Origin of the sequence: Vibrio sp. M60_M70 (assembly GCF_037162085.1) — a bacterium.
Taxonomy (GTDB): Bacteria; Pseudomonadota; Gammaproteobacteria; order Enterobacterales; family Vibrionaceae; genus Vibrio; species Vibrio diabolicus.
In genome coordinates this window covers 1-25286 of sequence record NZ_JARLUL010000002.1, presented here as the reverse complement: position 1 = coordinate 25286, position 25286 = coordinate 1, and the positions used below count along the sequence as shown (strand labels likewise).

The following is a 25286-nucleotide window of genomic DNA, read 5'->3' as shown; positions in this document are numbered from 1 at the left end:
ATGCATTACGAGACGGTTCGGCTCATTCTTGGTGACCAACTTAATAGCGAGCATTCGTGGTTTCAACGTGTAGACGACTCGGTGCTTTACCTTGTCGCTGAGTTGAAACAAGAAAATACTTACGTTACGCATCACATTCAAAAGGTGTGTGCTTTTTTCTCTGCGATGGCGAATTTTGCTAACGAGCTGCAGGAAGAAGGGCATCAAGTTTTACACCTCACGTTGGATGACACACAATCTTTCGAGGATCTTGCGCAAGTCTTACAACACTACGTGAGTGAAGTTGGTGCAAGTAAGTTTGAATATCAACGCCCCGACGAATACCGTTTACTAGAGCAGTTAGCCAAACTAAAGCTTGATGGGGTCGTGATGCGCCGCGTCGATTCGGAACATTTTTTGTTACCGTTTGAGGAAATAGAATCGCAGTTTCCCCAAGGTAAACACATCATGATGGAGCACTTTTATCGCCGTATGCGTAAGCGTTTCAACATTTTGATGCAAGACGGTAAGCCTATTGGTGGAAAGTGGAACTACGACGCCAATAACCGAAATAAACTTAAAGCAAAAGACATTGAACAGCTGCCAAAGCCATTAATGTTTAGTCATGACGTCAGTGATATTGTCGAGCGCTTAGGTCGGCACAACATTCAAACCATAGGTAAATTAAATGGTGATTTACTTTGGCCAGTAAATCGCTCTCAAAGCTTGTCTTTACTCGCGCATTTTTGTCAGGTCTGTTTGCCACTGTTTGGTCGTTTTCAAGACGCCATGACAGGTCAGCACGAGGCTAAATGGAGCTTGTATCACAGCCGGATTTCGTTCTCGCTGAACAGCAAGCTGCTGCATCCGAGAGAGGTGATTGACGCTTCACTTAAGGCATTTCATGCCAATGCCGACATAGACATTTCTCAGGTAGAAGGTTTTATTCGTCAGATCTTGGGATGGCGAGAGTACATCAGAGGCGTTTATTGGGCGAACATGCCTCATTACCCGAAAAAGAATGAACTGGAAGCGGGTAGAAAGCTGCCAGACTTCTTCTGGAACGGCGAAACCAAAATGGCCTGTATGCGAAACGCGATTGGTCAGTCTCTTGATTACGCTTACGCGCACCACATTCAGCGCTTGATGATAACCGGTAACTTTTGTTTATTAACCGAGATCGACCCAGATCAAGTGGATGAATGGTATCTCGGTATCTATGTTGATGCGATTGAATGGGTAGAAATGCCCAATACGCGCGGTATGGCACTGTTTGCAGATGGTGGGATTGTTGGCACCAAACCGTATGCGGCGAGTGGCTCTTACATCAACAAAATGAGCGACTACTGTAAGGGTTGCCACTACGACAATAAGGCTAGGAGTGGAGAAGGCTCTTGTCCGTTCAACAGCTTATATTGGCGCTTTATGAACAAACACGACAAACGCTTAGCAACGAATCCACGTGTTGGGATGATTTTCCGATCTTGGGACAATATGGAAGAGCAGCAACGCCAAGCGATATTAGATACTGCTGAGCACTATATGGAAAACTTGGAGAGCTTGTAATGGACATACTGATCGTTGGTGGAAATGGCGGCATTGGATTGGCGATGGTTCAACAAGCGCTAGTTCGCTTTCCCCAAGCTCGCGTGCATGCCACTTATCGTAATCACCAACCAGATTGGCGACACCCAAATGTATTTTGGCATCAAGTGGATGTATCGCAGGACGAGCAGGTGAAAGCACTCAGTGAGCAAATTGAACATGTTGATTGGTTAGTGAACTGCGTTGGTATGTTGCATACCCAAGATAAAGGTCCTGAGAAGAATCTTAGCTCGCTCGACGCAGACTTTTTTCAGCAAACCATCATGGTTAATACTTTGCCGAGTTTACTGTTGGCGAAATACTTCACGCCCAAGTTAAAACGCAGTACCAACCCCAAGTTTGCGACCATTTCGGCCAAAGTTGGCAGTATTAGTGATAATCACTTAGGCGGTTGGTACAGCTATCGTGCATCGAAAGCCGCGTTAAATATGTTCCTCAAAACCATGTCGATTGAATGGCGGAGAATGGTCAAACACGGGACTGTACTCGCTCTTCACCCAGGCACAACAGATACGGCTTTGTCGGCACCTTTTCAAGCGAATGTACCTGAAGGAAAGCTGTTTAGGCCAGAGCGTGTCGCGCGAGACTTATGGGGATTGATTGACAAAGCAACCCCGCAGGATAGCGGGGCATTTTGGGCTTATGATGGTGCCTTGTTACCTTGGTGAAGCGCAGCTTGGTCTGAGCCACGTTACCTTGGAAAATAAGGCTAGCAGTGCGACATAAAGTTTTTGTGGTTCTAACTTTTGACTGATTTGTTTCTTCGGCAGCGCTCAGAACAGTAAACGACTTCGTCCCAATTTCTTGCCCATTTCTTTCTCCAAGAAAATGGGCGATGGCAAACAGAGCAGATTTTGGTTGGTAATTGTGTTTTAAAACCTTTCATCTGGTCCTCCCCATTCGCCATCGTATGCCCTTGAAGTTGAATGAATACGAACTATTTATCAAAGAGATACAGATACTCTTCATACCCCTGCGTTTTCATTTCACTTACAGGGACAAACTTCATTGCCGCAGAGTTCATGCAGTAGCGTAATCCTGTTGGCTTCGGACCGTCTTTAAAAACATGACCAAGGTGAGAATCGCCAAACTTACTGCGAACTTCCGTTCTTGGATAAATCAGCTTGTAATCGGTTTTTTCAACGATGTAACCTGGGTTGATTGGCTTAGTGAAACTTGGCCAACCCGTCCCCGATTTGTATTTATCGGTAGAAGAAAACAACGGCTCACCAGTTACTATATCAACGTAAATCCCCGCTTCTTTGTTGTCCCAATATTCGTTGTCGAACGGACGCTCGGTGCCTTCTTCTTGCGTTACGTAGTATTGCAGCTCCGTTAAGTTTGATTTGATCTCGGACTTAGCAGGCTTACTGTACGCTTTCACTTTTGATATCAACTTTTTTCTTCGATCAACTGACGAAGCGTTTTTGGGGTCTCTTTACGATCATCACCAAATACTTCATCCAAGTATTTATCTCGACCAGACGCATAGCGATAATACTTATACTTTAAGCTGCTCTTTTTGTAATAGTCTTGGTGATACTCTTCTGCAGGATAAAACTTCTCAAACTCGATCAGTTCTGTTTTCAACGGTTTTGGATAGATCATCGCCTTGTCGATTTCCATCATAAACTGTTCTGCGATCTGCTTTTGTTCCGCGTTATGATAGAAAATAGCAGGGCGATACTGTGGGCCACGGTCGACAAAAGAGCCTTTATCGTCAGTAGGATCGATATGACGAAAAAAGTAGTCCAACACTTGCTCGTAACTAACCACTTTTGGATCGTACTTAACTTCGATCACTTCTATGTGACCTGATTTACCTGATGAAACTTGGCGATAAGTTGGGTTTTCAACATGACCACCAGAATAGCCTGATACGACATCGACTACGCCAGTCAACTGTTCCAAATCCGATTCTGTACACCAGAAACAGCCGCCAGCTAGTGTGGCGATTTCTGCATTCTCTGAAGCCTTCATCTTATCCATCGTATCGGCGGTGCCTGTTTTACTCAAAAGTAGAAACAAGACAGGAAGTGCGAAAGAGAATCCGACCAATAACTTAGATATATTCTTCATAGCTACCTCAACGTTGTTTTCCGTAGAAAGTGTGACTGAAATAAAAAGTGTTACGTATAGAGAAAGGCAACCGAGCGAAAAAATTACAGCAATGTTGAAAATTCCGTTGCCCTTTTATGCGAGAAAGCTAAAGTATCGACACGAAATACACCGCTTGATAGGGCAACGATGTCTTCAACGAGCGATGCTAAATGAGGTAAATCATGCAAGCAGAAGTTAAATGGGTAGAAGATTTTAAATTCCTTGGGCAATCTCAGTCGGGTCACTCCGTAGTGATGGATGGCAATGGCGGTGCAACGGCACCAAGCCCAATGGAGATGGTTGAACTATTTGTACAGTAAGGTAAAATGATGTAAATACAGCGAGTTAGCGAATCATTTTATGAAGCCAACAATCATTACTTATCTGCGATATTCGAGCAAACAGCAAGCTGATGGTCTATCAGAATTTCGACAAAGTGAAATCAATAGGAAGTTCGTAGAGAAGTTTTGTGAAGAGCATGGTGTTGACTTAAATGAAGTTATATCGTTAAAAGACTTAGGTGTAAGCGCATATCGTGGCTTAAACCTAACACTTGGCTCGTTCAGCCAAACTATCAAGAAATTTAAGTCTGGTGAGATCAAGAAAAGGTTTAACGAAGATGGTGAAATTAACACTTATCTGATTGTCGAAAGTTTAGATCGGATTACTCGAACTGGCCCCTTCAAATCTACCCAAATTTTCACTGAATTGCTCGAATATACAAACATCGTAGTTTTGGCTGACGGTGAAAAGAAAATCTATTCTAAAAAATCTATAGACTCCACGCATGGGATGATGGATCTCTTCATGGCTTTGATCAGCTTGCAGCGTTCGCACACTGAATCACTGATGAAAGAATACCGTTCGAGAAAGTCATGGGAAAAGAAGCGTGAAGATTTGCTTAACTACTTCACCTTACCAGAAGACGAAAGGGAAGGCCTTGAACGACCAAAAAATGCTACTGCTATGTGTCCGTTCTGGCTAACCGCGAAGAAAGACGGTCGCGGTTACGATTTCATTCCTGAAAACAAGAAAGTGATGGATTTTCTGATTGAAAAGCTGTTAGACGGTAACGGAATGACAAGGGCTGTACGTCTTCTCAACGATGAGATAGACAATGGCAATCTAAAGCCTAAGTTGAAAAAGGCAAACCGAAAAACTCGACATTTTAGAGCTGCTGCTTATAGCGGTTTGTTTAACTCGGTGATCTCAACTGTTAAAGGTGATTATCTCTTAACAGAATCTTACTATCCGACTGAAGATGATGTGGAACAAGGCAAGTATCCAGAAAAGCATTTGGGTAAACGTGTAAGAAAAGAAGTCGCTGTTTTAAAGAATTACTATCCAGCGTTAATGACAGAAAGCCAAGCGGCATACATTCGTAAAATGATGGATGAAAGACGCACTTCTGGTACAAAACCGAATAAAAGCATTAAGAATCTTGCACAGGGCATTCTACGTTGTCCTTATTGCAATAGTACATACATTAAGAGCAAAGATAGGCGAAACGTATACTTGCGCTGTAACTTAGCACGAGAAGGCTTGTGTAACGCAAAAGTGATTAAGCATGATGTGTTTGAGCATAACCTGCTTCAATTCTGCAAAGGTTTAAACATCAACAAAATCATTTCAAACCAAGCAAGTGATCAAGTTCTTGATAGTTCACTTAAAGAGCTTGAACAAAAAATGATACCTTTAAAAGTTAGAAAATCTGAACTTGAAGATGATATTGAGCAGATTGTTAAGAACATCAGTAGTATAAAAATACCGTCTTTACTTGAAAAAATTCAAGATGATTATCTGGCAAAAGAAAATGAATTGAAAAAAGTTGTTCAGGAAATTGATCTAATTGAAACATCAATCATGAAACTTCAACAGCAAATCGCTATGTCAGATGGTGATAATTCGCTGCAAGAGCTGATCGACTTGACTCTTGATGAAAACGCTGATGATGAGATTAGACAACGCTTCAATGTTGAATTGAAGAAAGTAGTCAAGAGCATGACTGTGCTGTATCGAGATACTGAAGATAATCCTTTTGGTTATCATATGATTTCAATTCAGTTTTTAGACGGTGTTCACCGACTTATCCCTGCTCATGAAAAAATGACTGACAAAATACATAACATTTTGCCTTATCAGGATGCTGTCAAAGTAGACTCAGTTGATTTCTCTGAAACGGTTATCTTACCAACAGACTACCTTGAGGGGCTTGAAAGCGGTAAGTATCCACATTTAGATGGAATGGCGAAGTACTACCAAGAAAACCCAGCTAAATATCTGAAACTAAAACACCAAATCGACCAGTCGCAAGAGATTTACGAGTAAAATTTTAACTGCGTGAAGTAAAGGGATTGTTGGAGCAATACTCCGTCAATCCTTTTTATCTATTTGATATAAAAGGAAATTATGAAATTGTTTTTAAAAATGCAAAAATAAACCTTGACATTTGCTAAAAATAAATATTGACATTTCATTCTGATTAATGTTACTATTCTCACCGTTGAAAGAGCTAATCACTTTTTCTTCCTCTCAAAATTGATAGTCGTGGTGCGCCACTTCTACCTCCAAAATATTAAGCAAGAACGGCTTATCTGCAATGTGCAGATTCATGTTCAACAATCTAAAAAGCACTCTTTCCGCAAGGATCATCGTTCGCTTTGTTCATTCAAATTGCAGGGATAGATCTATCTGCTGAATAGGAACTACGTCTTAGTTGTTGTCATACCGTCCTCTTATTGCTTGCTGATAACCAGTATCGCTGTGCTTTTGTTGGCAGTGATAGTCGGTTTTCACCATAACATAAAGAACAAACTTAATATTTACGCCCACTGGGTGGGGCTTTTTGCACCCTAAATTAATCTAATAAATAACGAGAGGACTGATTATGAAAAAAGAAAATATTGATATTTCAACAATGGCAGATCATGAGTTAGAGGCATTGAAGAGAGAAGATTCACAGTATCTGTTTGAGCAAACGGCTCTGTTCTTCAAGACCGATAAACCAGTGACTCGCTCTGTCGTAGTAGCGATGATTTTGCTGAATGTAACAGATTTTGAATGTTTGCGTTTAGAGCGCTTGGATTTAGCTGATTTAGATCTGCGTGGCGTGAACTTCTGCGGTTCAGTGATTAAGAATTGTGATTTTAGTGGTGCTGATTTGTCTAACGCCAGTTTTGAGTATACGGAAATCAAAGACTGCGATTTTATCGGTGCGTTGTTCGTTGAGACGTTTATGTACTCCGCAACGTTCAAGCAGTGTGATTTTGAAGGGGTAAACCTTCTGTATGCAAGGGAGCGAGCTGATGGGTTTGAAGACAACAATATCAATGTGAATGTAGGTTTCCCTCAGAAAGCAATCGCAATCAATGTTGATAACATTATCGATGCAGATATTGCGTCAAACGCTATGTTGAATCTGATCTCTTACCTGATACGCCAAGGTTTTAAAAATAAATCTCAGTTAATCAGACTTTGTGAGCTGTTCATCAAGCCAAAGGTAAATGGCGTGATCTCAGAAGCAGCGTATCTGCCGCTTTTTGAAACGACTTATGGCTATGTTACCCAACAACAAACAAACCAATAGGAGGGTGAGAGATGTGTAATTACAACAAATTACCTTTCGATGAGTTAGTCGATGTAACAAGTGAGCCAAGTCGCTGGCGCTGCGGTTCAAGTGATTACAGTGCTGGTGAAACAGAGTGTCATGGCGATTATCTAAACCAAGATGTTGAGTGTAATGACTGTTACTCAACATGGCAGTTAGTCTATGAAATTAAACAAGTTTATGTTCCACAACAATAGGAGGATGGTATGGAATTAATGACAAGTATTGAGCAAAAAGCTGAAGCGATTATTGAGAAGAAGTATTTGAGCAAAATCGAAGAGCATAGCCAATGTGATACGTGGGTGGTTGAGCGTGTCGCTAACGATTTAAGTGTCACGCATAAAACGCTGATGCTCTCTATGCTACCAAAATACACAAGAGTGAAGGTGATTGAGAGTTTGATATTCCATGACGCTTTAACTTTTGATCATATAAGAATGGTTGAGCATGAGTTACAAAACACCAGTGATGGCTGTGAAGTTGATGACATGGATTTGTGTACCTATCACCGTGATGTAATGGCTTCTCTCAGCTCTTGTTGTAAGGGGGCGAAATGAACCTATATATCGTTGAGTCACAGTTTGAACAAATTGCAGATGAGTGCATAGGCTATGCAGCGGATCAGCCTATCTACATCTTATCGGGTGATGCTGAAATGTTGGAACATTATGGTGAGGTTGAGGTTATTTCAGTAGAAGAGCTGTCAGTAACTTTATGCCACTTACCAACATTTAACTTTGACTGTGAAAAAATGGTCAATCTTTTTGAAAGAGTGGATGGTTATGCTGATGATTTTGTCATGCACGATCAAAAAGTCTATGTAGAAATACATAAGGAAGATGGTTTACGTCCTGTCGTTATCGATCTCGTTGAGAATTGGTACAATGAGGTGGTTTATACGGTTAAAGCTGATGATGGTCAAACCTATTGTATTGATGCTGATCTGACAGATTTTCAGAATGTTGTTGCTTGTATGCAGCTCGACCTAAAAACATTAATGAGAAGGTATGCACTTGGGTGGAGCGATGCTTATACAAGTTGGTTACAGACAGGTGATGATGATTATTTAGCACCGTTGGATAATCTTATTGATCTGGAACTTAGTCGATTGACGTTTGATGATATTGCAAAAAAATTACGACCGTTAGATCAGCTTCCAGACTCTTATCTTTATGTCGAACTGTATGAATATCAAGATTTAGAGCAATTTGTCATGAACAAGAACTACTCATCTTTGGCTAATAGTATTCTTACTGACGGATTGAATGGACTGCTGCCTTAATTAGAGTTTAAAGATAGAGGTATTAATATGTATCTTATCAGTTACTTACGCCCATAAAAGACCGCTTGATGCGGTCTTTTTGTTATATCGTCAATCGTCTCTTTGGCTGTTCCGTCTTTAAACGCTCCATTTCGATATTCTTTTTGTCTGCCTGTATCAATTCATCTACCTTGCGAGAAAGTGGCTTAGAAGCGGTGCTGTCGAGCTTATAACGCAAGTTTTCATTGGTGCCGAGTTCCAGACCGTTCTCTATCTCACGCATACCAGTGATATGCTTTCCAATAAGTGGTGTAAATTGATTATCAAACTCAGCTTCCTCGGCAATGTAGCATTGAAGGGAGTATTGAGATTGATCTGTTAAATCAATTCTTAGTGTCTCTTGCTCTAATTTTAGCGTGTAAAGTCGCACTTGTTCAGTGATGTAGTTCTGCGCTTCTTTGGCTTGTTTGCACACAGATAACAACGCTTTCTTTTGATCCGCAAACTGCTGTGTCCAGCTTTCAAGATAAGCAGCATGTGAATTAAATGTTTCTAATCCTTGGTCAAGACACATAAATAACGTGGCTGTTTCAGCGATCAATTCTTCTTTGGCATAGGCTTGAGAGCCAAATGGGTTGTCTAACTTTCTGTCCAATCTGGTTGGATGACCAGTGCTGTGGCTCAGTTCGTGAAGAATGACCGCAAATCTCGCCTTATCGCTTTTGAACTTGTCTCTTGGCGGAATGACGATATGGTCTTCTTTGACGCTGTAATAAGCTCGGTCTTCGTCTTTCTCGATGACAGGAACGCCCATTGCATCAATGATGAGCTGTGCTTTTTGAACAAAAGTTGAATCTTGCTCTTCTTCGCTCATGACTTGGCTGGCTAACACTTCTTGTTTGGCGAAATATGGCAGTTCGTCAATGTATGACTGAGGCAATAAGTGTTTGACTTTCTCTATCGGAAAAACACGATAAGTACGCAGCCCACGCTTTGCCTCAAAACCCTTGTCTTTCATCTCGCTAAAGCTCATGCCCTTAGTCAATTTTTCGAACTGTACTTTACTGATTTTTTCCCCGTCCTTTGCGTAGTTCTCTAAATATTTCACCACGACATTTTCCAGTTTAATACCTTTTAACGGCTTATTAGGGTCAAAATCGTCAGATTTTGGGGGTAGTTCTTTGTGCTTTTCGAGTAGTTCTGATGCTTGCTTGAACGTGCAGTAAATCGGTATTTTGGTAGCGCTATTTTGCTGTGCTTCTAACAACATGATGATATTGATTCCGTTGTATTCGTTACCGAAAAAATTGATTGGTAAAGCATTTAACGTTGAACGGTAGAAACTCACTTCAACATCACTGTCAGAACTTGGCTTCTCGCCTTTAGGCTTTGAGAAAAAGTCGAATAATCGATCTAATACTTGGTCTTGCTGGCTTTTTTTGTTCTTAGTGCTGCCAGTAGCACTCGATTTGGATTTACTCATAAATACACTCCTTTGTTGATGAGCTTACTTATGTCGTATCACGCTTTTGAATATCTCCAAGTTACTGAAATTATTGATGGTTAGTTTTTCTTTTAGATATTGTTTTTTTGCTTGTTTGGTGCTTGGGAAAAACAGCACACTCTTGTTAAACGTTGGATTTGTGGTATGCAATTAAGTAAACGAAAGGAGAAAAAAGATGAGAAATGCGTATACCAAATTGATGTTACAAAAGAGCAAATTGTTGCTTGAGCAACGTCCTGAGCTATTCGAACAATACGTTGTTTTTGCTAAGACGTTGGAAGGATCCGGTGATAAGAACGTCGTGAGAGAGTTGTTTCAATATTTTTATGATCAAGATTTGTTAAGACCAGAGCTGATTCTTGAGGAGAGAAGTCCGTTTACAGCTCAAATGTTGTTTAGTTTTGAGCAATATGACTTGTTTAAAGCGATGCTGCTGGAGTATCAAGATCACGAACAGAGAGGTTTATATCTTGCTGGCACCGGTTTTGATGTACCCGACTGGGTGTTTGATCCGCTCAATCAGTCAGTGCCTTTAAACCCACAGAGAATGGCGGAAATAAAGCAGAACTACCCAGCAAAACAAGTTGTGATTGGCTCAAGTGTTGATGTGCCAGAAGGATTCTATTTTGGCGATAAGATTCTGTCGAGTTTTAATGGTGAAACGCTGCCTGATGTGGCATTTGATGCGTTAGAAGAACCGAAAGGTGTTGACGAAATTCTCTCGTTGGATTCCCTACGTCAGTTGCATTGCAGTTCAACGATTTCTATTGGCGATAGTGGAACGATGATCAAGGAGTATTACGACTTAAAGCAGCAAAAAGAGTGGTTAAATGGCTATCTTGAATTACTTGGAGGTACAGCACAGCGTCAGAGCATTTATTACCATAATGGTAAGCAAAAATCACTTGCTTCACCTGTTACAGCGAATGGCTTGCTATTAGGTAAAAATCCCAGTGTTGATGAGTTGATTAATGCTCTATTGGTCGTCAAAGATAAACACATTCATTCTTTCCCGTATCAAGAATTGAGTGTTGAAAGCCTGCGTATGGCATTGGAAGTAATCAAACAAGATGCGTTGTTTGATTTGGAAAAGATCACGGTAGGTGAAAAGGTCGATCAGCGTGTCAAACTGGCGGTGCAGCAAGTTTGCTTCCCTGATAAGGTATTGGGACAAGAACAAGATAATCCATTTGAAGGTGTTGAATTAGACGTTGCTCAACCAGTGCCAAGTGATGTGCCAGATTATGAAGAACAGATCATCGCTGAATTAAGAAGGGAAGTCCAAGAGGGGTTATTTGAAGAGCCAGCGGTCGCGAAGCGTAAAGTTAAACGCTCTAAGGGATTGCGACTATGACCAAAAAAGAGTTATTAACACTGAGCTTTTTCGGTCATTTGTTTGATAGTGATTTTGAAACAATTCCGTCAGCACAAGACGACTATTCCGCATTTGAAAATGCTTATCTTGATTTGAATGAGCCGTTTGTCTCATCGATGTTTGAGCGCTTGAATCAGGTGTTAGTTGAAGCGGTTGAAGAGTCGAAAAGAAGCAAGGTCGGTGACGCATTGCGAGCGGTTAAACAAGCCTTTATGACTTGTCAGTATCAATGCCAGAATAAACCTCATACGTTTTGGTATGGTTTTGGCTCGGCTGATTGTAATGAAAAATTAGAATCGATATTGGCACATCCATCAGTGGCATCGCTTTATATTGAGTGCGAGAAAGTCATTGATAAACTGTTCTTCTTCGAACAATCTAAGCAAAGTAAAACAAAGCCTCGATTGAGGCTTCGTTAACCGTTCTGTGTGGCTATGGCCTGCGATAAACATGCTTTAATGACGTAAATCTCAGGAAAGGTGAGACGCAAGTTGTAGATTTTAAAGCACGGTGTGCAATGCTGGAATATTTGCCCAAAACTCATGGCTTCCATTACCAGTGCTTCAAAGTCTCGATCTACTTGATACTGATAAAACCTACGAAATCCTTTCGCCATTCTGTCAGTGGCTTCTTGATAATCCGTTTCATCAGCATAGTGCAACGCTGTAAGTAGCTGCGATACATCTTTAAAAGCGATACCGACAGCAGCCAGCTCTTGCTTAAATCTTTGCCATAGTTGAGTATTACATCGTGCATATTGAATAGCAGTGAGTAGATTATCCGCATAGACGGTTGTCGCTATGTGGAAGCGCGAATGCTTTTCTACCAATGCGTCATACAGCTCAGTAATACTGTATGACTGACTTGGATTAATACCCGTTATAAGGTGAAACTCTTGCGTTAACTGTCGATAGAAGTGCTGCTGTGCTTTATGGTACGTTTTAAACTGCTTGATGTTGCTGTGGTTGCGCTGTTGCTTCGCTATAATCAACCAGTATTGCCTCATGCCTGTGATATACACCAACTTTTTGTACTGCTGCAAAAAGGCTCCATAGTCATAGTTTGATAGTAGGCAAATATCCTCAATCGTCAGGTTGGATGTGTAATTATTCAGTTGATTAATTATGGATTTCATCATTGACCTTCCTGAGTTTCTCTCTTAATAAAATCCGCAATTTTCTTCTCTTCGGTTTTGTCATGATACGCCAGTAGACACTGGTATTTTTTAACCAGAGGTTTGAAAAAATCGACTAAGAACAAACGATCCGCTTCGCTAACCTCTTCTGCCTCGACCAACGCCTGTTGATAGGTTGGCAAACGCACAATATCCATTTGCTGTTTGGCTCTGAAAAACTGGCGATTGAAGCTCTGTTTTGAGATACCTTGCTTGCACAACTGTTGTTCAAATAACACTTCAAAATCGGTTTGGTTCGCAATCAAATCGATCACGCCTTTTAGTTCGTTTCTATTTAGCTGATCTTCGATCTGCTCAATGCTCCAATTCATAAACTCTCCTTGTTTGAATGACCTCTTATTGGCTTACCACAGACTGGGTTATTTGCAATATTTAGCTGGCGTGATAAGACGGTTATGTACCCAAAACATAAGGAGTTTCTATGGATAAAAAAGCGTTTTTAGACGGAATTGAAGAGTTAAAGCAGCGAGAAGATTACAGTGGTCTTATCGTAAAAATTGAAGAGAGTAAGCCGAAAAACTGGTCGATTTTGGTTGAGAAATATCCTGAAAAATTGGAAGAAGCACAGTCGTTATCGTCAGTTCAGCAAAGAGTTAAAATCACGCTGTTCCAGCTTGAGAAACTGGCTGAAAAATACATAGAAAAACACGATCTTCGTGTTGAAATAAGAGCGAATCAGAAAGAGGTCGATCGCCTACGTTCAAGAGTATTATCAAACAAAGACAGATTGTTTGATTTTAACTCTGCGACACCGTTTCCGAGCCGTTGTACCTTCGTTGTCACTAAGTCGTTTTTGAAAGGTTGTCGTGACTATCTCCATACCGATTGGAGAGCAGAATTTTCTGATGATTTGCTGCGCTTTGATGGACAAACACTACTCCTCGAATCTCAGCAAGGAAATCTGACAAAGTGCCTAAATGAAAAAGGGAAAAAGATTAAATTACACCCTCAAACACTCTCAGGGCTCGTGTTCATCATCAACCACCACTGTGATACTCGTTATTGGTTGAAAATGGAAATGCCGCAAGAAATGCGCTGGGCACTGGAGCAAGGAGCGAAACGAGATCTCAGGGAAATTGTTTCATCTCTTGATACTGACCCACAAGTTAAGCGCTTGTTTTATCGCTGTGATTTTGAAGTGAGTTTGCAGCAGTTCTGCAAAGCTGTAATCGAAGCGATTCCGCATATTCATACTTACAACCATTTGCTTGATGATCTGAGTGTTGATAAGAATAAAACGATTGCTCAACGAGCAGTTGCTGACGCGCTTGATGAGATTGGTTGGGATCAGATGATGTTAGCTGGCGAACGTGGTGAATCGTTATCACTGTATCAGGAATGGGTAGAGCTAATTACTCGCATGTTGAGTCACTATCTGTGGTGCTTCCATACGGAGTGCTTGAAAATATCGATGTTTGAGTTTAAAGAGTATTCAACTGCGAAACCTAAGAGAAGGTGAGCCATTTGTGCTCACCTTGTCAATTGAATTAGAAAATTTTAGCGCCACAAAATAGAACCAAGCTGTTTAGGACAGATCTCATAGTTTTAACTTTTTGGTCTTAGGAGCGGGTTCAGTTTTATTCTTATTTGTCTTAGCGGTGCTCATCTCTAAGCGCTGCTTCTGGCTCTCAATCTGTTTCTTCACACGTTCACGCTGCTCTGGCGATAGGTGCTCATTGTCTAAAAGGTGCGTCCCAACAGCTTCCCCAAACTGGTATTGGTCTGGATTCTTCTGACTGTATCTGACAAAATTCTTCTCAAACCTTGCCAGCTCTTGCTCAAGCTTCGCATCAATCATGCGTTGTAGCTTTTTGTCGTTGCTCATCCCATTGTAGTCAACCACAATTCGTTTACTGTGCTTGTCGGTAGAGAACATGATTTCAAGGTGTAGATACCTTAAATGTTGTCTCCCAAAAGAATATTTCGCTGGTCTGATAAAGATTGCTTGATCATCGGATAATGACTTGGCTTCACGAACCAACATCGAGTGTAAGACTTTAGCAGCACTTGGGGCGTGCAGCGTATTCATCGTAATGCGAGAATAATTTTCATCAATCTGCTTTATCTGGATCAGTGATTCGCCTTTGCGGTTCAATACCGTGGTTTCATCATCATTCTCAAAGACCTCCAAGCCGTAATAATCAAAAAAAGACTGGTAACGGTTGAGGTGGAAATACTCTTGATAAACATGGTTGTGCTGTTGGTTGTCCATCGAGAAAAACACCACCTTGCGATAGTTGATGGTGCGTGGCATTAGCTCCATTAATTCGCATTGGTGCTGGCGAATGTCGTCCAAATCTAACTCAAACTGCTGCGCTATCGCTTTGCCAGACAATTCTGGAGAGTTGAATAGAGAAGCGTTGTATTTTGTCGCTTTAAGGTTGTTTTGGCTGCTCACTTGCTTATTCTCATCCAATTTATGAAACGACAAATGATGTTGCTTGTTTAGATTCACTAACACGCCGAGTGGCAAGGCATCGCTCATAGAACGTCTTAAATGCCTTGTTTCTGGCTTCCTGATGTTCGCTTGGTGGTATTTGACCTAACTCTTGAGAAAGTGCCTTATTCACAGCGTTAAGGTTGTTTAACAGTACCGTTTCCATCTTTTCGACTGGCGTTGTATTGCCGTAGCGTTGGCTTTGCTGTTCAAACTGGTGTTGTTTAGCGAAGCGCTTTAACGATTGTTTCAACTTTCTGTTGATGAACGTATTAATAGAGAGGGTGATTGGTACGTCTTTCTGCTGTATTTCAACCTGTTGATTAGATTTAACCTTAAGGGAGATTCCTCTTTTTTGTAATTCATTGATTTTCGCATGTAACGGATCATCGCTGTTCAACACTTCACTGAGCAATCCCTCTAAATCCCTAAACACTTTTTTAACTTCAAACCAATTGTGGCAATGATCTAACAGGTACGAAAGATACTCCCTACGGGCTGTTCTGGCTTGATTCTTTTGTTGACCTGTCGCAACACCTTGCTCTAAAAACTGAGCGAATTGGCGCTCAATCTGCTTATGAACCTTTTGCTTTGTTTCATAGAAATAACGTGGGTTCATGTAGCGTTGAGTTGTTGGACAAAAAGCATGGGTATAAAAATGGATGTGCGGATTCGCTTCCCCTTCAATATGAAAATTCGAGACAAGCTCAATCTCTTCTGGCTTAGTCTTTTTCCCTTTAATCTTCTGCTCTTTTTTTATCTGGTTGTAATAGCTTGCAAGATAGTGGCGAGTGATGTTTTCCATCATCGCTTTGGCTTGTGCTTCGTTACCACCAGATGCTTTTAATAACCTTTGGTATTCCGCTTGGGTAAAGCTCAATGAGCCTTGATAGTTGAACAGTTTCTGAGGATCTAAACATTCTTGGTAATCGTCCAGTTGCTTGGCTTTACGGCTGTTTTTCACGTAATGCTGAGTTATGTAGCAATGCTGCTCTAAACAGTAGGTGTTTACCAATTCAGACAGTTCAGGTTGGCTGAGAGATGCGCCTTTGTGCGTCAGTAATGCACCTAAATCGGGTTGATTTGGGTTTAGAGAAAAGGAAAGGTTGCAGCGCTTGTCGGAGTAGCGCTTGGTCTTCTTATCTGTGATGAGGTAAAGGATGTGGTTGGTTAACGAGCCTGTGTTTTTCCCTTTTCGTTTGTTGTCGCAAGAGAAAGCGACTTTCTTCATCTTGATGATCATAAGTAAACGTCCATGTATACTTATGTCGTATCATGAGAGCGCAAAATGTCAAATAATCCGTATTGCAGGATAAACCCAGAGCCGTTTGTAAAAGTGGCAGCTTTTACTGTTGATGTTTCATTGTGCCTGATGGCAGCCAGCGTACCGCTCTCGTTGTTCCAAGACAGAATGATAAGCGAACGGTTAGAAAGTAAAACTAATATACTGGTGTGACCAGCGTCATAATAAACAGCATTCACACTGTTCATCTATACGGTATTTTCACATTTTTATTCAAACCATCAAAATTAGCCACTTAAATGTCCTACATTAAAATTGTGGTTATTAAGTTAAAAGGATGTTACTTGATATGTGTGATAAGAAGTGTATGAACTACAATGAAGTTCAAGGGACATGTGAACTGATTGAGCGTAGTGATTTATCAGAGCTGGAAGCGTTGATGAATGGCCCAAATGAAACGTTGGCTGCTTTCTTACTGAAAAACAACTGTGGTGGGGATTTTCGTGCAATGTACCACTGTGCCCGAGATGGCTGCTAAGCTCGATTCCTGAGTTATTGTACTTTTAATATCTGGTTAATTTTTTGATCTACTCGAAATTGCTAACTACAGTTGTTATTAGGTAGCTCGCCTCAACGAGCCGTAATCAATGCGAAGGGAGTCGCCTGATGAGCACTACTTCCCTGCAGTATAGTGCTTATTCTTTCTCTGTTTTTGCAACACAGTGTTTTAACTGTATCTCCAGCTCTACAATCTCAACCATCTTCTGCTTAACGGTTAAGGCAGTATTAATTTGAGCTTGATGACATGCTTTGATGTGCTGGTTTAATTCATTCAGTCCTTTTGTCATTACTTCAATGGTTTGCTTGTTCTGCTCAGTGATGGTCAGTCGCTGAAACTTGGCTTTGCCTAACAGTAATAGTAGCTTGTTAAGTTGAGAAAGTGGCTTTTGAGTAGCGGTTAACCTTTGCTTCGCTCGGTCAAAATCTTGTAGTAAAGCTGTTTTGACTTGTGTTGAAAGAGCGATGTCTTTTAGTTGCAATTTGGCGATGTTAATTACAGATAACGCTTCCTCTTGCGCTTTGGTTAATGGCTTAGTTGTAAACTGAGCCATTGTCTTTTCAAATCTCACTTGATTGCTCACGGCAATCCGTCTTTTCGATTTTGCACTGCTTGATTGAGCCAATGACTTTAGCTTCGCCTTATGCTCCTGTATAAACTCTTCATCATCACCTAATTGTTCGATCTTTGGCTGTGCTATCTCGAAGTCAAACACCAGTAGCAGCACTTGCAAAATATGCAGATACGTAGGTAAAAACTGGCGGTTCTTAATGGTGAGTTGTTCTGCTGCTGCAATTTTATCTTCAATGCTCTGATACTGGCTTATGTCAAAATCAATAGGATTTGTATCAGGCAGGTGTACTCGTAACAGTGTATCTAAATCCAGCAATTGCTGTGCGTTTCGTTTAAACAGCGCTGATTGGTTGTTGTGAAGCGTTAAATCATCGCTCTGAATCGTTAACACTTCGCCATTGAATATTGCATTGATTAGCTGGGTTTTGTGCTTAAATCCGCATTGTTGCGTCAATTCTGACAGGTATTGTTCGACCTCCTGATTCGTTGAATAGTGAAAGAATTTATTGCTCATTAATTCTCCCCAATCGAGTTTTTAAAAGTTATCAGTTTTGATAACGATTCTTTTGAGTGGGGCGTGAAAGTGATGGGGTTATTTGTCCACTTCGGGGCTATTGAGAGAAGAATAATTTCTGGGTTTGAGTGTCTGATAGAACGGTTTAACAGTGTATTTGTGTGTTTGATTTGTGTCGTCATAGCGTCTCCTTTTCCTGTGCTTATCTCTATGTTGTATCGCACTTTTCAGATATTGCAATAGCACTTCATTAAACGACTGGTAAGAAGTCAACGGTGACCGTTGATTAGGTTTCATACGATACACCCACGCAGCGGTGGGAGTATAAACCCTTGTCTTGCAATGGTTTTTGATCTTTTGATTTGAATGTTTTGTGATTTTAGCGGTTTTGAATACTCCCTTTTTAGGGGGAAGGGAGTTTTGCCAGTTCACCAGTATCGTTGGTTAATGGTCTTACAGGTGGATAGTCCAGGTGGTTTTTTGTTGATTTGTCTTGGGCAGACCGTTGGACAATCGATCAACGATCTATGATAATCCTTGCCCCTTTTACCAGCCAGAGAGTAATTGTGTCTACCCCTACCATTTTTGATAAGAAATTGATTATTGAGTCCATTAAAGCGGAGCTTGAACCAACACGCCAAGATCGACAAGCAACGCCCGATATGTCTTGGGTTATTCAGATGGTCAGTGATGAGTTATTAGAGCAGATACTTGTCCATACTCGTGGTAATCAGGCAAAAGCATCAAGACTATTGGGGATGAACCGTGGCACTTACCGTTCAAAGATAAACGCTATTCGTGAGCGTAAGCTTTGGATTGACTGACACATTTCGATTTCTTAATTTCTATCACTCAAAATTAGCTCGTATTGTCACGATCTCGATTTGAAGGTGTATTGGCCTATCAAACCAGAGCGGCGGTTGAAAAACCGCAATTAACGATCGTTGAAAGATAGTTTCGTCAGTCTTTAGGCTTGCACTGCCTTTATTTACCCTAAATCTTGTCAATCGCTCTAATCTCCAGAGCAAATCCGCCCCGTTGGGGGCACGTTCTGAGCGTATCAGGCATGATTTTCATGTATCTCATTGCAATTCTTGTTTTGGCTTTACCAGAAAAGGCGAACTTGTTCGCAGAGTTTGGATGACGATCAAACGGTCAACGCTTGCACTGGGCTTCAAGACAAAAGGAGAATGAAAAGGGTTGTTTTTAAAGTGTGGCGAGTCGGCTGGCTGGTCAGCGACTTTATATTAAAAAAGAAATTATATTAAGATTATTAAATATATTAAAAGAGGTGGGCACTCTATCAGGATTATCGGACGTTTCATCAGAAAAACGTAGACGGTTTATCAAGGTCGAATGGACTGCTCACCAACTTGTTCGTTTTTGACCTTTCTCTCATTGACGAATGGCATAGGGTGGACAATTTGTAAATTATTTTGATGAACGGTCTTGACAAATCTTTTCAATATGTAACAACGATATAAGAGATAAAAATCAAATTGAGATAATTTACAGAATAAACTAACGCTAAATCACTTCCATCACCGCACTCAAACACGCTGGGATAGGCTTTTATGCTTTGGTTTTTGCTCTTTAACGACAAACATCAAAGGAGAAGCTAATGTCTGTTAAAACCACGAAAAACAACCCAAAACATAAGGTTCTAATCGTAGAACGCCAGTTCATTCATACTCACTTTAATATGTACCAGAGCCTACTCTTACCATCAGGTTTGAGCTTTAAAGCGCTAAAAGTGGCGTTTTTTCTTCTGCATCATAATCAACTATTCAATTACTACAACAAAAGCAATGAGATTGTGACTTGCCGTATATCTCTGTCGGAATTATGCAGTTATTTTCAATCCAGCAGAAAGCCTATGCTGGAGATACTATACGATCTAAAACATCCTTTAATTCAGATTGATTCTATTGACAATTTCTACGTGACATACTCGGTTGATACTGCTTCATTTAATTCAAGAAAAGTTGTGATGAATGATAACCATCATGGTTATAAAACAAATCAAAGCTACTTCATAAACTTAGATGATATGAAACCGCACCGTTCCATTATTGGCTGGATGATGAACAATTTTAAAAGCTTTTATGGTCAGCAAGTAAAACTTAAACGAGAGTTTTTATTCGACTTATTCGGGTATGACCGTGAGACAGAAAAAGACCGTAAAAATGCTGTAAGAGTCATAAAACGAGCATCAAAATCACAAGGTTATTCTTATCACAATTATTGCTTTGTTTTGGCAGAACCGAAGAAGAATCTGACTCAACCAGAAGATTATTCCATCTATCTTTCACAGCTTAATGCAGCTCAAGATCAGGAACATGATGTTTATCCTCTTTATTACGAGGAGTATTATGAAAAGATGTAAGATCTTGCCATATGAAGAATCTTTGGCGTATTGGCAACATGCACACCCTTGTGTGGTGTGCATAACACTTAAAGAGCATCGAGAACATTGGCGAGTTGATGTAGTGGGAGTGCCTGATGGTGAGGAGCTTTTTACAGTCAGTCAAGGTCAGCCTATCGAGCAATGTCTTTATCAGTTATTAGCTTACGAAAGATTGATTATTTCTAACAAACAACATTTCTTTGAGCGTGTTGAGAAACGACTGCCCAATCCATCTGCTTTTGTTCAACATGTGCTCAAGCAGTTGAAGCAACGAACAGAATCTATCTGTTCAGATAAACGACACATTACTGCCAAACAACTGCGAAATCGTTACATCAAAGCCCAGCTCTCACAGTTAAAATCAAACGATCATTAGCTCCGATTTTTTCAACAATTGCCAATCAAAATATCAGCTCAATTGTCATTCTATGTGCTAAAATTATCCTTTTTATACAATATGTTAAGCAATAAATTATCAAGTTGCGCTACAATAGCGTCATAGTATGCAATAAGTGGCTTGGCGTATGAATCAGAGTGAGCTAATCGAATTTTCTACAAAATCAGATGAGTTGTTGCTTTCAGGCGACATACAAGGTCTTAAGCAGCACGTAGAGCATTATACATCACAGCAAGACGAGTTTGATTCGCCTTTCCTCGAAGCTCAGTATTATTACGCCCTCGGCAACTGCTACTCGGCTTTGTTCCATCCACAAACCTCAAAATGGTATGCACCTGAATCGACCAAAGTAGCGGTTTGTTATCGGAAAGCGTTAGCAAAGATTAACTTACTCGCTTCAAAACCAGAAACAGACTCTTTGAAGTCTATGATCTGCACAAATCTTGCGAACCATCTATCTTCTCAGGGCAGGGCGTTTTGTTGTATTGAGCTTTATGATGAAGCGATTAGGTTAGACAATAATCCAGTTGCGTATGTAGCAAAGGCTCGAAATGAACTGTTTGTAGCTGGCTCACTTTATGACTTGAGTCACTCACAATATCATTACTACACTGCTGCAAAGCTATTGAATCAGTTAGAACCATATAAAGATCAACTCGAACCAGAACAACGAACACCGATAGAACAAGGAGGAATGCTGCACGATTTTAACGAGTGGTTCCACGGTAATTTCAGTTTTGATGATTTTGACTCGTTCAAAACTTTCAAAGAAGAGTTTGAGTCCGAAGAACAAGCTGAGTATTTGAAATGGTGTGGTGAGAATCGTTTGTTTCTCGATGATCTAAATGACGTTTGCAAAGATGAAATTGTCTATCAAGATGTATTAGCTCTTTCTTCATTCGTGTCAGACATCAATCCAATAATTATCGAGTCAGAAAAACTGGCGTATCACGTAAACTACGACGAAATCAAAAACGACTATTGCTATGCTCGATACCTAATGCATCAAGCATTTATGATTGAAGATGAAGAAAAGCACTACTTCAACAACACTTATAAGCACGTAGATGGTTATTGTGGAAATTTGGATAATCTCAAAGTCAGTCATTTGAAATCATCGTTTAAAACTTTGTATTCGCTATTCGACAAAATCGCGTATTTTCTGCATCGATTCTTCGACCTGAATGATATTTCAAAGGACAATAAAATCTATATCGATAAGTTGTTCAGGAAGCTAAACGGCAACAAGTGGAAGCCAAATGAGAAGCTTGAACATGGTAGAAACTTCTTCATCAATGCGCTTTTTTTCATACTGCAAGATTTGCGTGACGTGGAAGGTCATGAATCAGTTTCTCAGTGGGTAGATCCAGACACAAAAGCATTTTCTGAGATACGCAATGCAATTGAACATAGGTCGCTTGTCATAGTTGACGGTGAAATCTACGATTTATCAGTGAATTATAATGCTTATGCCCAGATGAAATCGGAAGAATTGGATAAAGAGCTATCTGACTTTGGGAGCGAGTTAGAATCTGTTTATCAATCGATTAGGGCTGCAAAAAAAGCACAAGATACTAAACAACTTTCTGAACTGATAGACAAGAGAAAAGAGCTTGAATCAAAGAGTAATAAAATTGAGCAGAAAAAATACGAAAAGCAAAAGCTGTCAACTCACACTCTCCATGTATCGATAGAAGAATTCGAGAAGCGGTTATTCACACTCATTAAGCTTGTTAGAACTTCAATTATGTACCTGTCATTAGCTATCAACTTAGATACAAACTTCAAAAAGGAAAATCAAAAGGGGTTTGCAATGCCTCGTGAAATACCGCTTAAAGATTAAGTATTTTTGTGAATCAGGAGTTTTAGAGAAGGGAAGCATCGCTTCTCTTTTTTGTGTGTCAAATGACCGATCAGTTCACCGTCATATTGATCTTGCGTATTTCGGTGATTGCGAACGCTTGTTTCGGTTTATTCCGAACACCTTAACCAGCACTTTTTCTCTTTCCCTATTTTTACTCTAAGTGTTCGGATTGCGCCAGTTTTCTCATTGATTCTCCTCCCAGTTCTATTCGATGACTATTGTGAACTAGACGATCCATTAGAGCGTCAGCGACAGTGGCGTTGCCGATCATGTTGTACCATTCTTTTACTGGTAACTGGCTGATGACGATTGTGCTGCTGTTTTGGTAACGATCTTCAAGTACTTCTAACAAGTGACCAGCATGCTCTTGAGTCAGTTTTTCCATCCCCCAGTCGTCGAGGAGTAGTAAGCCTTTCTTAGCCAGCGACTGAAGTTGTTTTTGATAACTACCATCCAGACGACCTGCGGTCAGGTCATCGAGCAAGCGAGTTAATCGGTAGTATCTGACCGTTTGCTGTTGGTCGCAGGCGCTGGTTGCCAGTGCGCAACCAAGATACGTTTTACCTGCGCCTGTTGGGCCTGTGATCAAGATGTTCTGGTGCTTGTGCAGATAGCCACCCGTTAGCAGTTCGCTCATCTGCTTGCGGTTGAGGTTTCGTCCCTCCTTGTAAATAAGTTGGCTCGGCTGAGCATCCACTCTCAGCTTGGCTTGTCGTTTCAGGCGTTGGATTTTGGTTTGATTGCGATTCAAGATTTCACTTTCCAGAAGTAGGCTTAACCTCTCCTCGAAGTCCAGCTCTGCGTAGGTGGTCAGTTGCTCTTGTTGCTGCTCTAACGCTTTCGCCGCATGACTTAAGCGCAGGGTTTTGAGTTGGTCATTCAGTGCGTTCATATCCTTTCTCCTAGTGATAACAGTTCGGGCCACGAACATTGCTGTGAACAAGGTTCGGCGTATTCGCTTTATCTTTACTCAGGTGCCCCTCACGATTGTTCTTGAGTAGATTGTTGACGAAGGTGTAATTGGGTTTTGTCAGCATCAATGCATCTTTACAGGCTTGTTCTAGGCGCGACTCGCCATAGGTTTTACTCAGATTGAGCAGCCCAAGACAGGAACGATAGGCCTGCTCTGGATGAGGTTTGGCGTTCAGCATCTTATTGACGACTTCTCGGGTGGCTGGGCCGATATTGGCTCCCCAGTTGAGCAAGCGTCCAGGCGACCACTTTTGATGTTGATGGTTACTCGGCATGTGCTCTGGTTGAGTGCTGTTTCCACGTTCCCTTTGGCTGCGTGGATGTTGAGCGATCAAGTTACCTTGGTGGTAGATCTGCACCAGACGGTTGGAGGCTTCCAGCTCGACATGGTGGCCAACCAGTTGATGGGGAACCGAGTAGTAGTGACGGCGATATTCGATGTGATAATCAGGCCCAACTTTGGCTCGCTTGGTTTCGGTATAGAGATATCGCTGTTTAGGAAGGGGCTTTAACGCGGGTTTATCGAGTTTGTCGAACAGTGCTTTGCGGCTCGCACCATACTGCTTCATCTCACGTTCGTTTAAGTCATTCATAAGCTCACGGATGGCGAGGTTCAGCTCTTTAAAGGTATGGAAGGTTTGATGGCGAAGTCGCATCATGATCCAACGTTCCACTAGGAGGACGGCATTTTCTGCTTTGGCTTTGTCTTTCGGTTTGTAGGGGCGAGCTGGCATCACGGCAGTTTGATAATGATTTGCCAGTTTTTGATAGCTTTCATTAAGCCTCGGTTCATAACGGTTAGGTTTGCTGACCGCGCTGCGTAGATTATCGGGAACCAAGAGATGGGGGACGCCACCGAAGTGCTCGAAGGCATTGGCATGCGCCTCTAACCAGTAAGACTTCCCTTGGCTGGGGAAGGCTTCCACATAGGTGTAGTTGGACGCGCCTAAGCTTGCTACGAACACTTCTGCTTCGCGCACTTCACCTGTATCAGGGTTGACCACTTGAAGCCGAGGCCCACAGTAATCGATAAACAGCTTATCACCTGCAACATGGAGCTGACGCATACTGCGCTTTTGGGTTTTGAACCAACGAGTGAAGTGCTCGCAGAACTGAGTGTAAGCGTAAGCTTGCTCTTGATATTGCTCATGGTACTCCTGCCACAATAACATCTTTGTCATGCCTTTACGTTTGAGTTCGACAGCGTACTGAGCGAAGTCTGGCATAACCTTGTCTCGACTGGCTTGCTTCGAATGATATAGGGCTTTGGTAAGGTCCGTATCACTGCAACCTTCTGGGAGAGGCCAGCCTATCTGACTTTGCTTAAAGCGAGCGACAAGCTCTGAGACTGTTGCAAGGCTGACATTGAGACAACTAGCAATACTACGGTAGGACAACCCACACTCGTACTTAAGGCGTAATATCTCTTTGATTTTGTTCATTGGAGTTCTCTTTTTAGCCATTGTCGCTTCCTTACGTTCTTGTTTAAGAAGTAAAGAATAGCGAGCTATTGATTTAAAAGAGAAAAAGGAAGGATTTCGGGCATTCCGAACGCGGTTTTCGCTATTCCGAACGCTGATTTCGGAGTTCGCTTAAAAGTGTTCGGATAATCGCGGAATGTACGTTCGGATTAAACCGAAATAGGTGTTCGGGTCATACCGAAATGGCTGTTCGGAATGCTCCGAAATACGCAT

General features: G+C 41.2%; 24 protein-coding genes and 2 pseudogenes. 16 read left to right on the top strand and 10 right to left on the bottom strand.

Going from position 1 to position 25286, the window contains the following annotated elements:
- Complete coding sequence (locus tag P4S59_RS15900) at window positions 1-1545, top strand: cryptochrome/photolyase family protein (RefSeq protein WP_337168661.1); 1545 nt, start codon at window positions 1-3, stop codon at window positions 1543-1545.
- Window positions 1545-2252 (top strand): SDR family oxidoreductase, encoded by a 708-nt coding sequence (locus tag P4S59_RS15895; RefSeq protein WP_337168660.1) that lies wholly within the window; start codon window positions 1545-1547, stop codon window positions 2250-2252. Before P4S59_RS15900 ends, P4S59_RS15895 begins: the two co-directional genes overlap by 1 nt.
- Before the next feature lie 71 nt (window positions 2253-2323).
- Here P4S59_RS15895 and P4S59_RS15890 read toward each other — a convergent pair whose 3' ends face one another.
- Together P4S59_RS15890 and msrB are read right to left on the bottom strand one after the other, a co-directional pair.
- Complete coding sequence (locus P4S59_RS15890; RefSeq protein ID WP_074189751.1) at window positions 2324-2470, bottom strand: DUF2256 domain-containing protein; 147 nt, start codon at window positions 2468-2470, stop codon at window positions 2324-2326.
- Between the two features lie 51 nt (window positions 2471-2521).
- Window positions 2522-3663 (bottom strand): annotated as a pseudogene (gene msrB, locus P4S59_RS15885) (peptide-methionine (R)-S-oxide reductase MsrB).
- A 203-nt stretch (window positions 3664-3866) separates the two neighbouring features.
- Here msrB and P4S59_RS15880 point away from each other — a divergent pair.
- The 6 genes and pseudogenes from P4S59_RS15880 to P4S59_RS15855 form a co-directional block, all read left to right on the top strand.
- Window positions 3867-3986: pseudogene (locus P4S59_RS15880) on the top strand (OsmC family protein); the annotation flags it as partial.
- Between the two features lie 58 nt (window positions 3987-4044).
- A complete protein-coding gene (locus P4S59_RS15875; RefSeq protein WP_253658270.1) occupies window positions 4045-6012 on the top strand; it encodes a recombinase family protein in 1968 nt (655 codons plus the stop codon).
- Between the two features lie 559 nt (window positions 6013-6571).
- A complete protein-coding gene (locus P4S59_RS15870) occupies window positions 6572-7270 on the top strand; it encodes a pentapeptide repeat-containing protein (protein WP_253658269.1) in 699 nt (232 codons plus the stop codon).
- 11 nt (window positions 7271-7281) lie between these two features.
- A complete protein-coding gene (locus P4S59_RS15865) occupies window positions 7282-7488 on the top strand; it encodes a hypothetical protein (RefSeq protein ID WP_253658268.1) in 207 nt (68 codons plus the stop codon).
- A 9-nt stretch (window positions 7489-7497) separates the two neighbouring features.
- The gene (locus P4S59_RS15860; protein ID WP_253658267.1) at window positions 7498-7848 is read left to right on the top strand and encodes a hypothetical protein; all 351 of its coding nucleotides are present in this window, start codon (window positions 7498-7500) and stop codon (window positions 7846-7848) included.
- Window positions 7845-8573 carry a hypothetical protein gene (locus tag P4S59_RS15855; RefSeq protein WP_253658266.1) on the top strand — a complete coding sequence of 243 codons (729 nt, stop codon included), beginning with the start codon at window positions 7845-7847 and terminating at the stop codon, window positions 8571-8573. The genes P4S59_RS15860 and P4S59_RS15855 overlap by 4 nt, the downstream gene beginning before the upstream one ends.
- A gap of 82 nt (window positions 8574-8655) precedes the next feature.
- Here P4S59_RS15855 and P4S59_RS15850 read toward each other — a convergent pair whose 3' ends face one another.
- Window positions 8656-10035, bottom strand: coding sequence for a zincin-like metallopeptidase domain-containing protein (locus tag P4S59_RS15850; protein ID WP_337168659.1), 1380 nt, complete (start codon window positions 10033-10035; stop codon window positions 8656-8658).
- A gap of 196 nt (window positions 10036-10231) precedes the next feature.
- Here P4S59_RS15850 and P4S59_RS15845 point away from each other — a divergent pair, with 196 nt between their 5' ends.
- Window positions 10232-11410 carry a hypothetical protein gene (locus P4S59_RS15845; RefSeq protein WP_253658264.1) on the top strand — a complete coding sequence of 393 codons (1179 nt, stop codon included), beginning with the start codon at window positions 10232-10234 and terminating at the stop codon, window positions 11408-11410.
- Window positions 11407-11850 (top strand): hypothetical protein, encoded by a 444-nt coding sequence (locus P4S59_RS15840; RefSeq protein ID WP_025612743.1) that lies wholly within the window; start codon window positions 11407-11409, stop codon window positions 11848-11850. Before P4S59_RS15845 ends, P4S59_RS15840 begins: the two co-directional genes overlap by 4 nt.
- Here the strand turns inward: P4S59_RS15840 and P4S59_RS15835 are convergent.
- Both P4S59_RS15835 and P4S59_RS15830 read right to left on the bottom strand, forming a co-directional pair.
- Window positions 11847-12569, bottom strand: coding sequence for a hypothetical protein (locus P4S59_RS15835; RefSeq protein ID WP_025612742.1), 723 nt, complete (start codon window positions 12567-12569; stop codon window positions 11847-11849). The two genes, P4S59_RS15840 and P4S59_RS15835, sit on opposite strands and share 4 nt — an antisense overlap.
- The gene (locus tag P4S59_RS15830; protein ID WP_253658263.1) at window positions 12566-12937 is read right to left on the bottom strand and encodes a hypothetical protein; all 372 of its coding nucleotides are present in this window, start codon (window positions 12935-12937) and stop codon (window positions 12566-12568) included. The genes P4S59_RS15835 and P4S59_RS15830 overlap by 4 nt, the downstream gene beginning before the upstream one ends.
- 110 nt (window positions 12938-13047) lie before the next feature.
- Between P4S59_RS15830 and P4S59_RS15825 the strand changes: the two genes are divergently transcribed.
- On the top strand, window positions 13048-14085 hold the full coding sequence (locus P4S59_RS15825; protein ID WP_253658262.1) for a hypothetical protein: 1038 nt from the start codon (window positions 13048-13050) through the stop codon (window positions 14083-14085).
- Window positions 14086-14163: 78 nt separating this feature from the next.
- On the opposite strand, the gene P4S59_RS15820 is transcribed toward P4S59_RS15825, so the two are convergent.
- Window positions 14164-15057 carry a hypothetical protein gene (locus P4S59_RS15820; protein ID WP_337168658.1) on the bottom strand — a complete coding sequence of 298 codons (894 nt, stop codon included), beginning with the start codon at window positions 15055-15057 and terminating at the stop codon, window positions 14164-14166.
- Window positions 15044-16306 (bottom strand): hypothetical protein, encoded by a 1263-nt coding sequence (locus tag P4S59_RS15815; RefSeq protein WP_337168657.1) that lies wholly within the window; start codon window positions 16304-16306, stop codon window positions 15044-15046. Before P4S59_RS15815 ends, P4S59_RS15820 begins: the two co-directional genes overlap by 14 nt.
- Window positions 16307-16655: 349 nt before the next feature.
- Between P4S59_RS15815 and P4S59_RS15810 the strand changes: the two genes are divergently transcribed.
- Window positions 16656-16844, top strand: a complete 189-nt coding sequence (locus P4S59_RS15810) for a hypothetical protein (protein ID WP_104975198.1) — start codon at window positions 16656-16658, stop codon at window positions 16842-16844.
- Window positions 16845-17001: 157 nt separating this feature from the next.
- Here the strand turns inward: P4S59_RS15810 and P4S59_RS15805 are convergent, their stop codons facing one another.
- Complete coding sequence (locus P4S59_RS15805; RefSeq protein WP_253658260.1) at window positions 17002-17952, bottom strand: hypothetical protein; 951 nt, start codon at window positions 17950-17952, stop codon at window positions 17002-17004.
- A gap of 566 nt (window positions 17953-18518) precedes the next feature.
- On the opposite strand from P4S59_RS15805, the gene P4S59_RS15800 reads away from it, so the two are divergent.
- From P4S59_RS15800 to P4S59_RS15785, 4 genes are all read left to right on the top strand, one after another.
- Complete coding sequence (locus tag P4S59_RS15800) at window positions 18519-18776, top strand: helix-turn-helix domain-containing protein (protein WP_228084435.1); 258 nt, start codon at window positions 18519-18521, stop codon at window positions 18774-18776.
- A gap of 797 nt (window positions 18777-19573) precedes the next feature.
- A complete protein-coding gene (locus P4S59_RS15795) occupies window positions 19574-20338 on the top strand; it encodes a hypothetical protein (protein ID WP_253658259.1) in 765 nt (254 codons plus the stop codon).
- Window positions 20325-20735 carry a hypothetical protein gene (locus P4S59_RS15790; RefSeq protein WP_253658258.1) on the top strand — a complete coding sequence of 137 codons (411 nt, stop codon included), beginning with the start codon at window positions 20325-20327 and terminating at the stop codon, window positions 20733-20735. Before P4S59_RS15795 ends, P4S59_RS15790 begins: the two co-directional genes overlap by 14 nt.
- A gap of 148 nt (window positions 20736-20883) precedes the next feature.
- Entirely contained in the window at window positions 20884-22599 is a 1716-nt protein-coding gene (locus P4S59_RS15785) for an LA2681 family HEPN domain-containing protein (RefSeq protein WP_337168656.1), read from the top strand.
- Window positions 22600-22771: 172 nt separating this feature from the next.
- Here P4S59_RS15785 and istB read toward each other — a convergent pair whose 3' ends face one another.
- Entirely contained in the window at window positions 22772-23512 is a 741-nt protein-coding gene (gene istB, locus P4S59_RS15780) for an IS21-like element ISVch3 family helper ATPase IstB (protein WP_238131037.1), read from the bottom strand.
- 10 nt (window positions 23513-23522) lie between these two features.
- Window positions 23523-25055 (bottom strand): IS21 family transposase, encoded by a 1533-nt coding sequence (istA, locus tag P4S59_RS15775; protein WP_337167981.1) that lies wholly within the window; start codon window positions 25053-25055, stop codon window positions 23523-23525.
- Window positions 25056-25286 lie beyond the last annotated feature (231 nt).

Coding starts and splice junctions, on each gene's coding strand:
- P4S59_RS15870 (WP_253658269.1), top strand. CDS start 6,572: ATGAAAAAAGAAAATATTGATATTTCAACAATGGCAGATCATGAGTTA.
- P4S59_RS15795 (WP_253658259.1), top strand. CDS start 19,574: ATGTCTGTTAAAACCACGAAAAACAACCCAAAACATAAGGTTCTAATC.
- P4S59_RS15895 (WP_337168660.1), top strand. CDS start 1,545: ATGGACATACTGATCGTTGGTGGAAATGGCGGCATTGGATTGGCGATG.
- P4S59_RS15845 (WP_253658264.1), top strand. CDS start 10,232: ATGAGAAATGCGTATACCAAATTGATGTTACAAAAGAGCAAATTGTTG.
- P4S59_RS15890 (WP_074189751.1), bottom strand. CDS start 2,470: ATGAAAGGTTTTAAAACACAATTACCAACCAAAATCTGCTCTGTTTGC.
- P4S59_RS15790 (WP_253658258.1), top strand. CDS start 20,325: ATGAAAAGATGTAAGATCTTGCCATATGAAGAATCTTTGGCGTATTGG.
- P4S59_RS15805 (WP_253658260.1), bottom strand. CDS start 17,952: ATGAGCAATAAATTCTTTCACTATTCAACGAATCAGGAGGTCGAACAA.
- P4S59_RS15840 (WP_025612743.1), top strand. CDS start 11,407: ATGACCAAAAAAGAGTTATTAACACTGAGCTTTTTCGGTCATTTGTTT.
- istB (WP_238131037.1), bottom strand. CDS start 23,512: ATGAACGCACTGAATGACCAACTCAAAACCCTGCGCTTAAGTCATGCG.
- P4S59_RS15825 (WP_253658262.1), top strand. CDS start 13,048: ATGGATAAAAAAGCGTTTTTAGACGGAATTGAAGAGTTAAAGCAGCGA.
- P4S59_RS15855 (WP_253658266.1), top strand. CDS start 7,845: ATGAACCTATATATCGTTGAGTCACAGTTTGAACAAATTGCAGATGAG.
- istA (WP_337167981.1), bottom strand. CDS start 25,055: ATGGCTAAAAAGAGAACTCCAATGAACAAAATCAAAGAGATATTACGC.
- P4S59_RS15810 (WP_104975198.1), top strand. CDS start 16,656: ATGTGTGATAAGAAGTGTATGAACTACAATGAAGTTCAAGGGACATGT.
- P4S59_RS15900 (WP_337168661.1), top strand. CDS start 1: ATGCATTACGAGACGGTTCGGCTCATTCTTGGTGACCAACTTAATAGC.
- P4S59_RS15830 (WP_253658263.1), bottom strand. CDS start 12,937: ATGAATTGGAGCATTGAGCAGATCGAAGATCAGCTAAATAGAAACGAA.
- P4S59_RS15785 (WP_337168656.1), top strand. CDS start 20,884: ATGAATCAGAGTGAGCTAATCGAATTTTCTACAAAATCAGATGAGTTG.
- P4S59_RS15850 (WP_337168659.1), bottom strand. CDS start 10,035: ATGAGTAAATCCAAATCGAGTGCTACTGGCAGCACTAAGAACAAAAAA.
- P4S59_RS15860 (WP_253658267.1), top strand. CDS start 7,498: ATGGAATTAATGACAAGTATTGAGCAAAAAGCTGAAGCGATTATTGAG.
- P4S59_RS15835 (WP_025612742.1), bottom strand. CDS start 12,569: ATGATGAAATCCATAATTAATCAACTGAATAATTACACATCCAACCTG.
- P4S59_RS15815 (WP_337168657.1), bottom strand. CDS start 16,306: ATGATCATCAAGATGAAGAAAGTCGCTTTCTCTTGCGACAACAAACGA.
- P4S59_RS15865 (WP_253658268.1), top strand. CDS start 7,282: ATGTGTAATTACAACAAATTACCTTTCGATGAGTTAGTCGATGTAACA.
- P4S59_RS15875 (WP_253658270.1), top strand. CDS start 4,045: ATGAAGCCAACAATCATTACTTATCTGCGATATTCGAGCAAACAGCAA.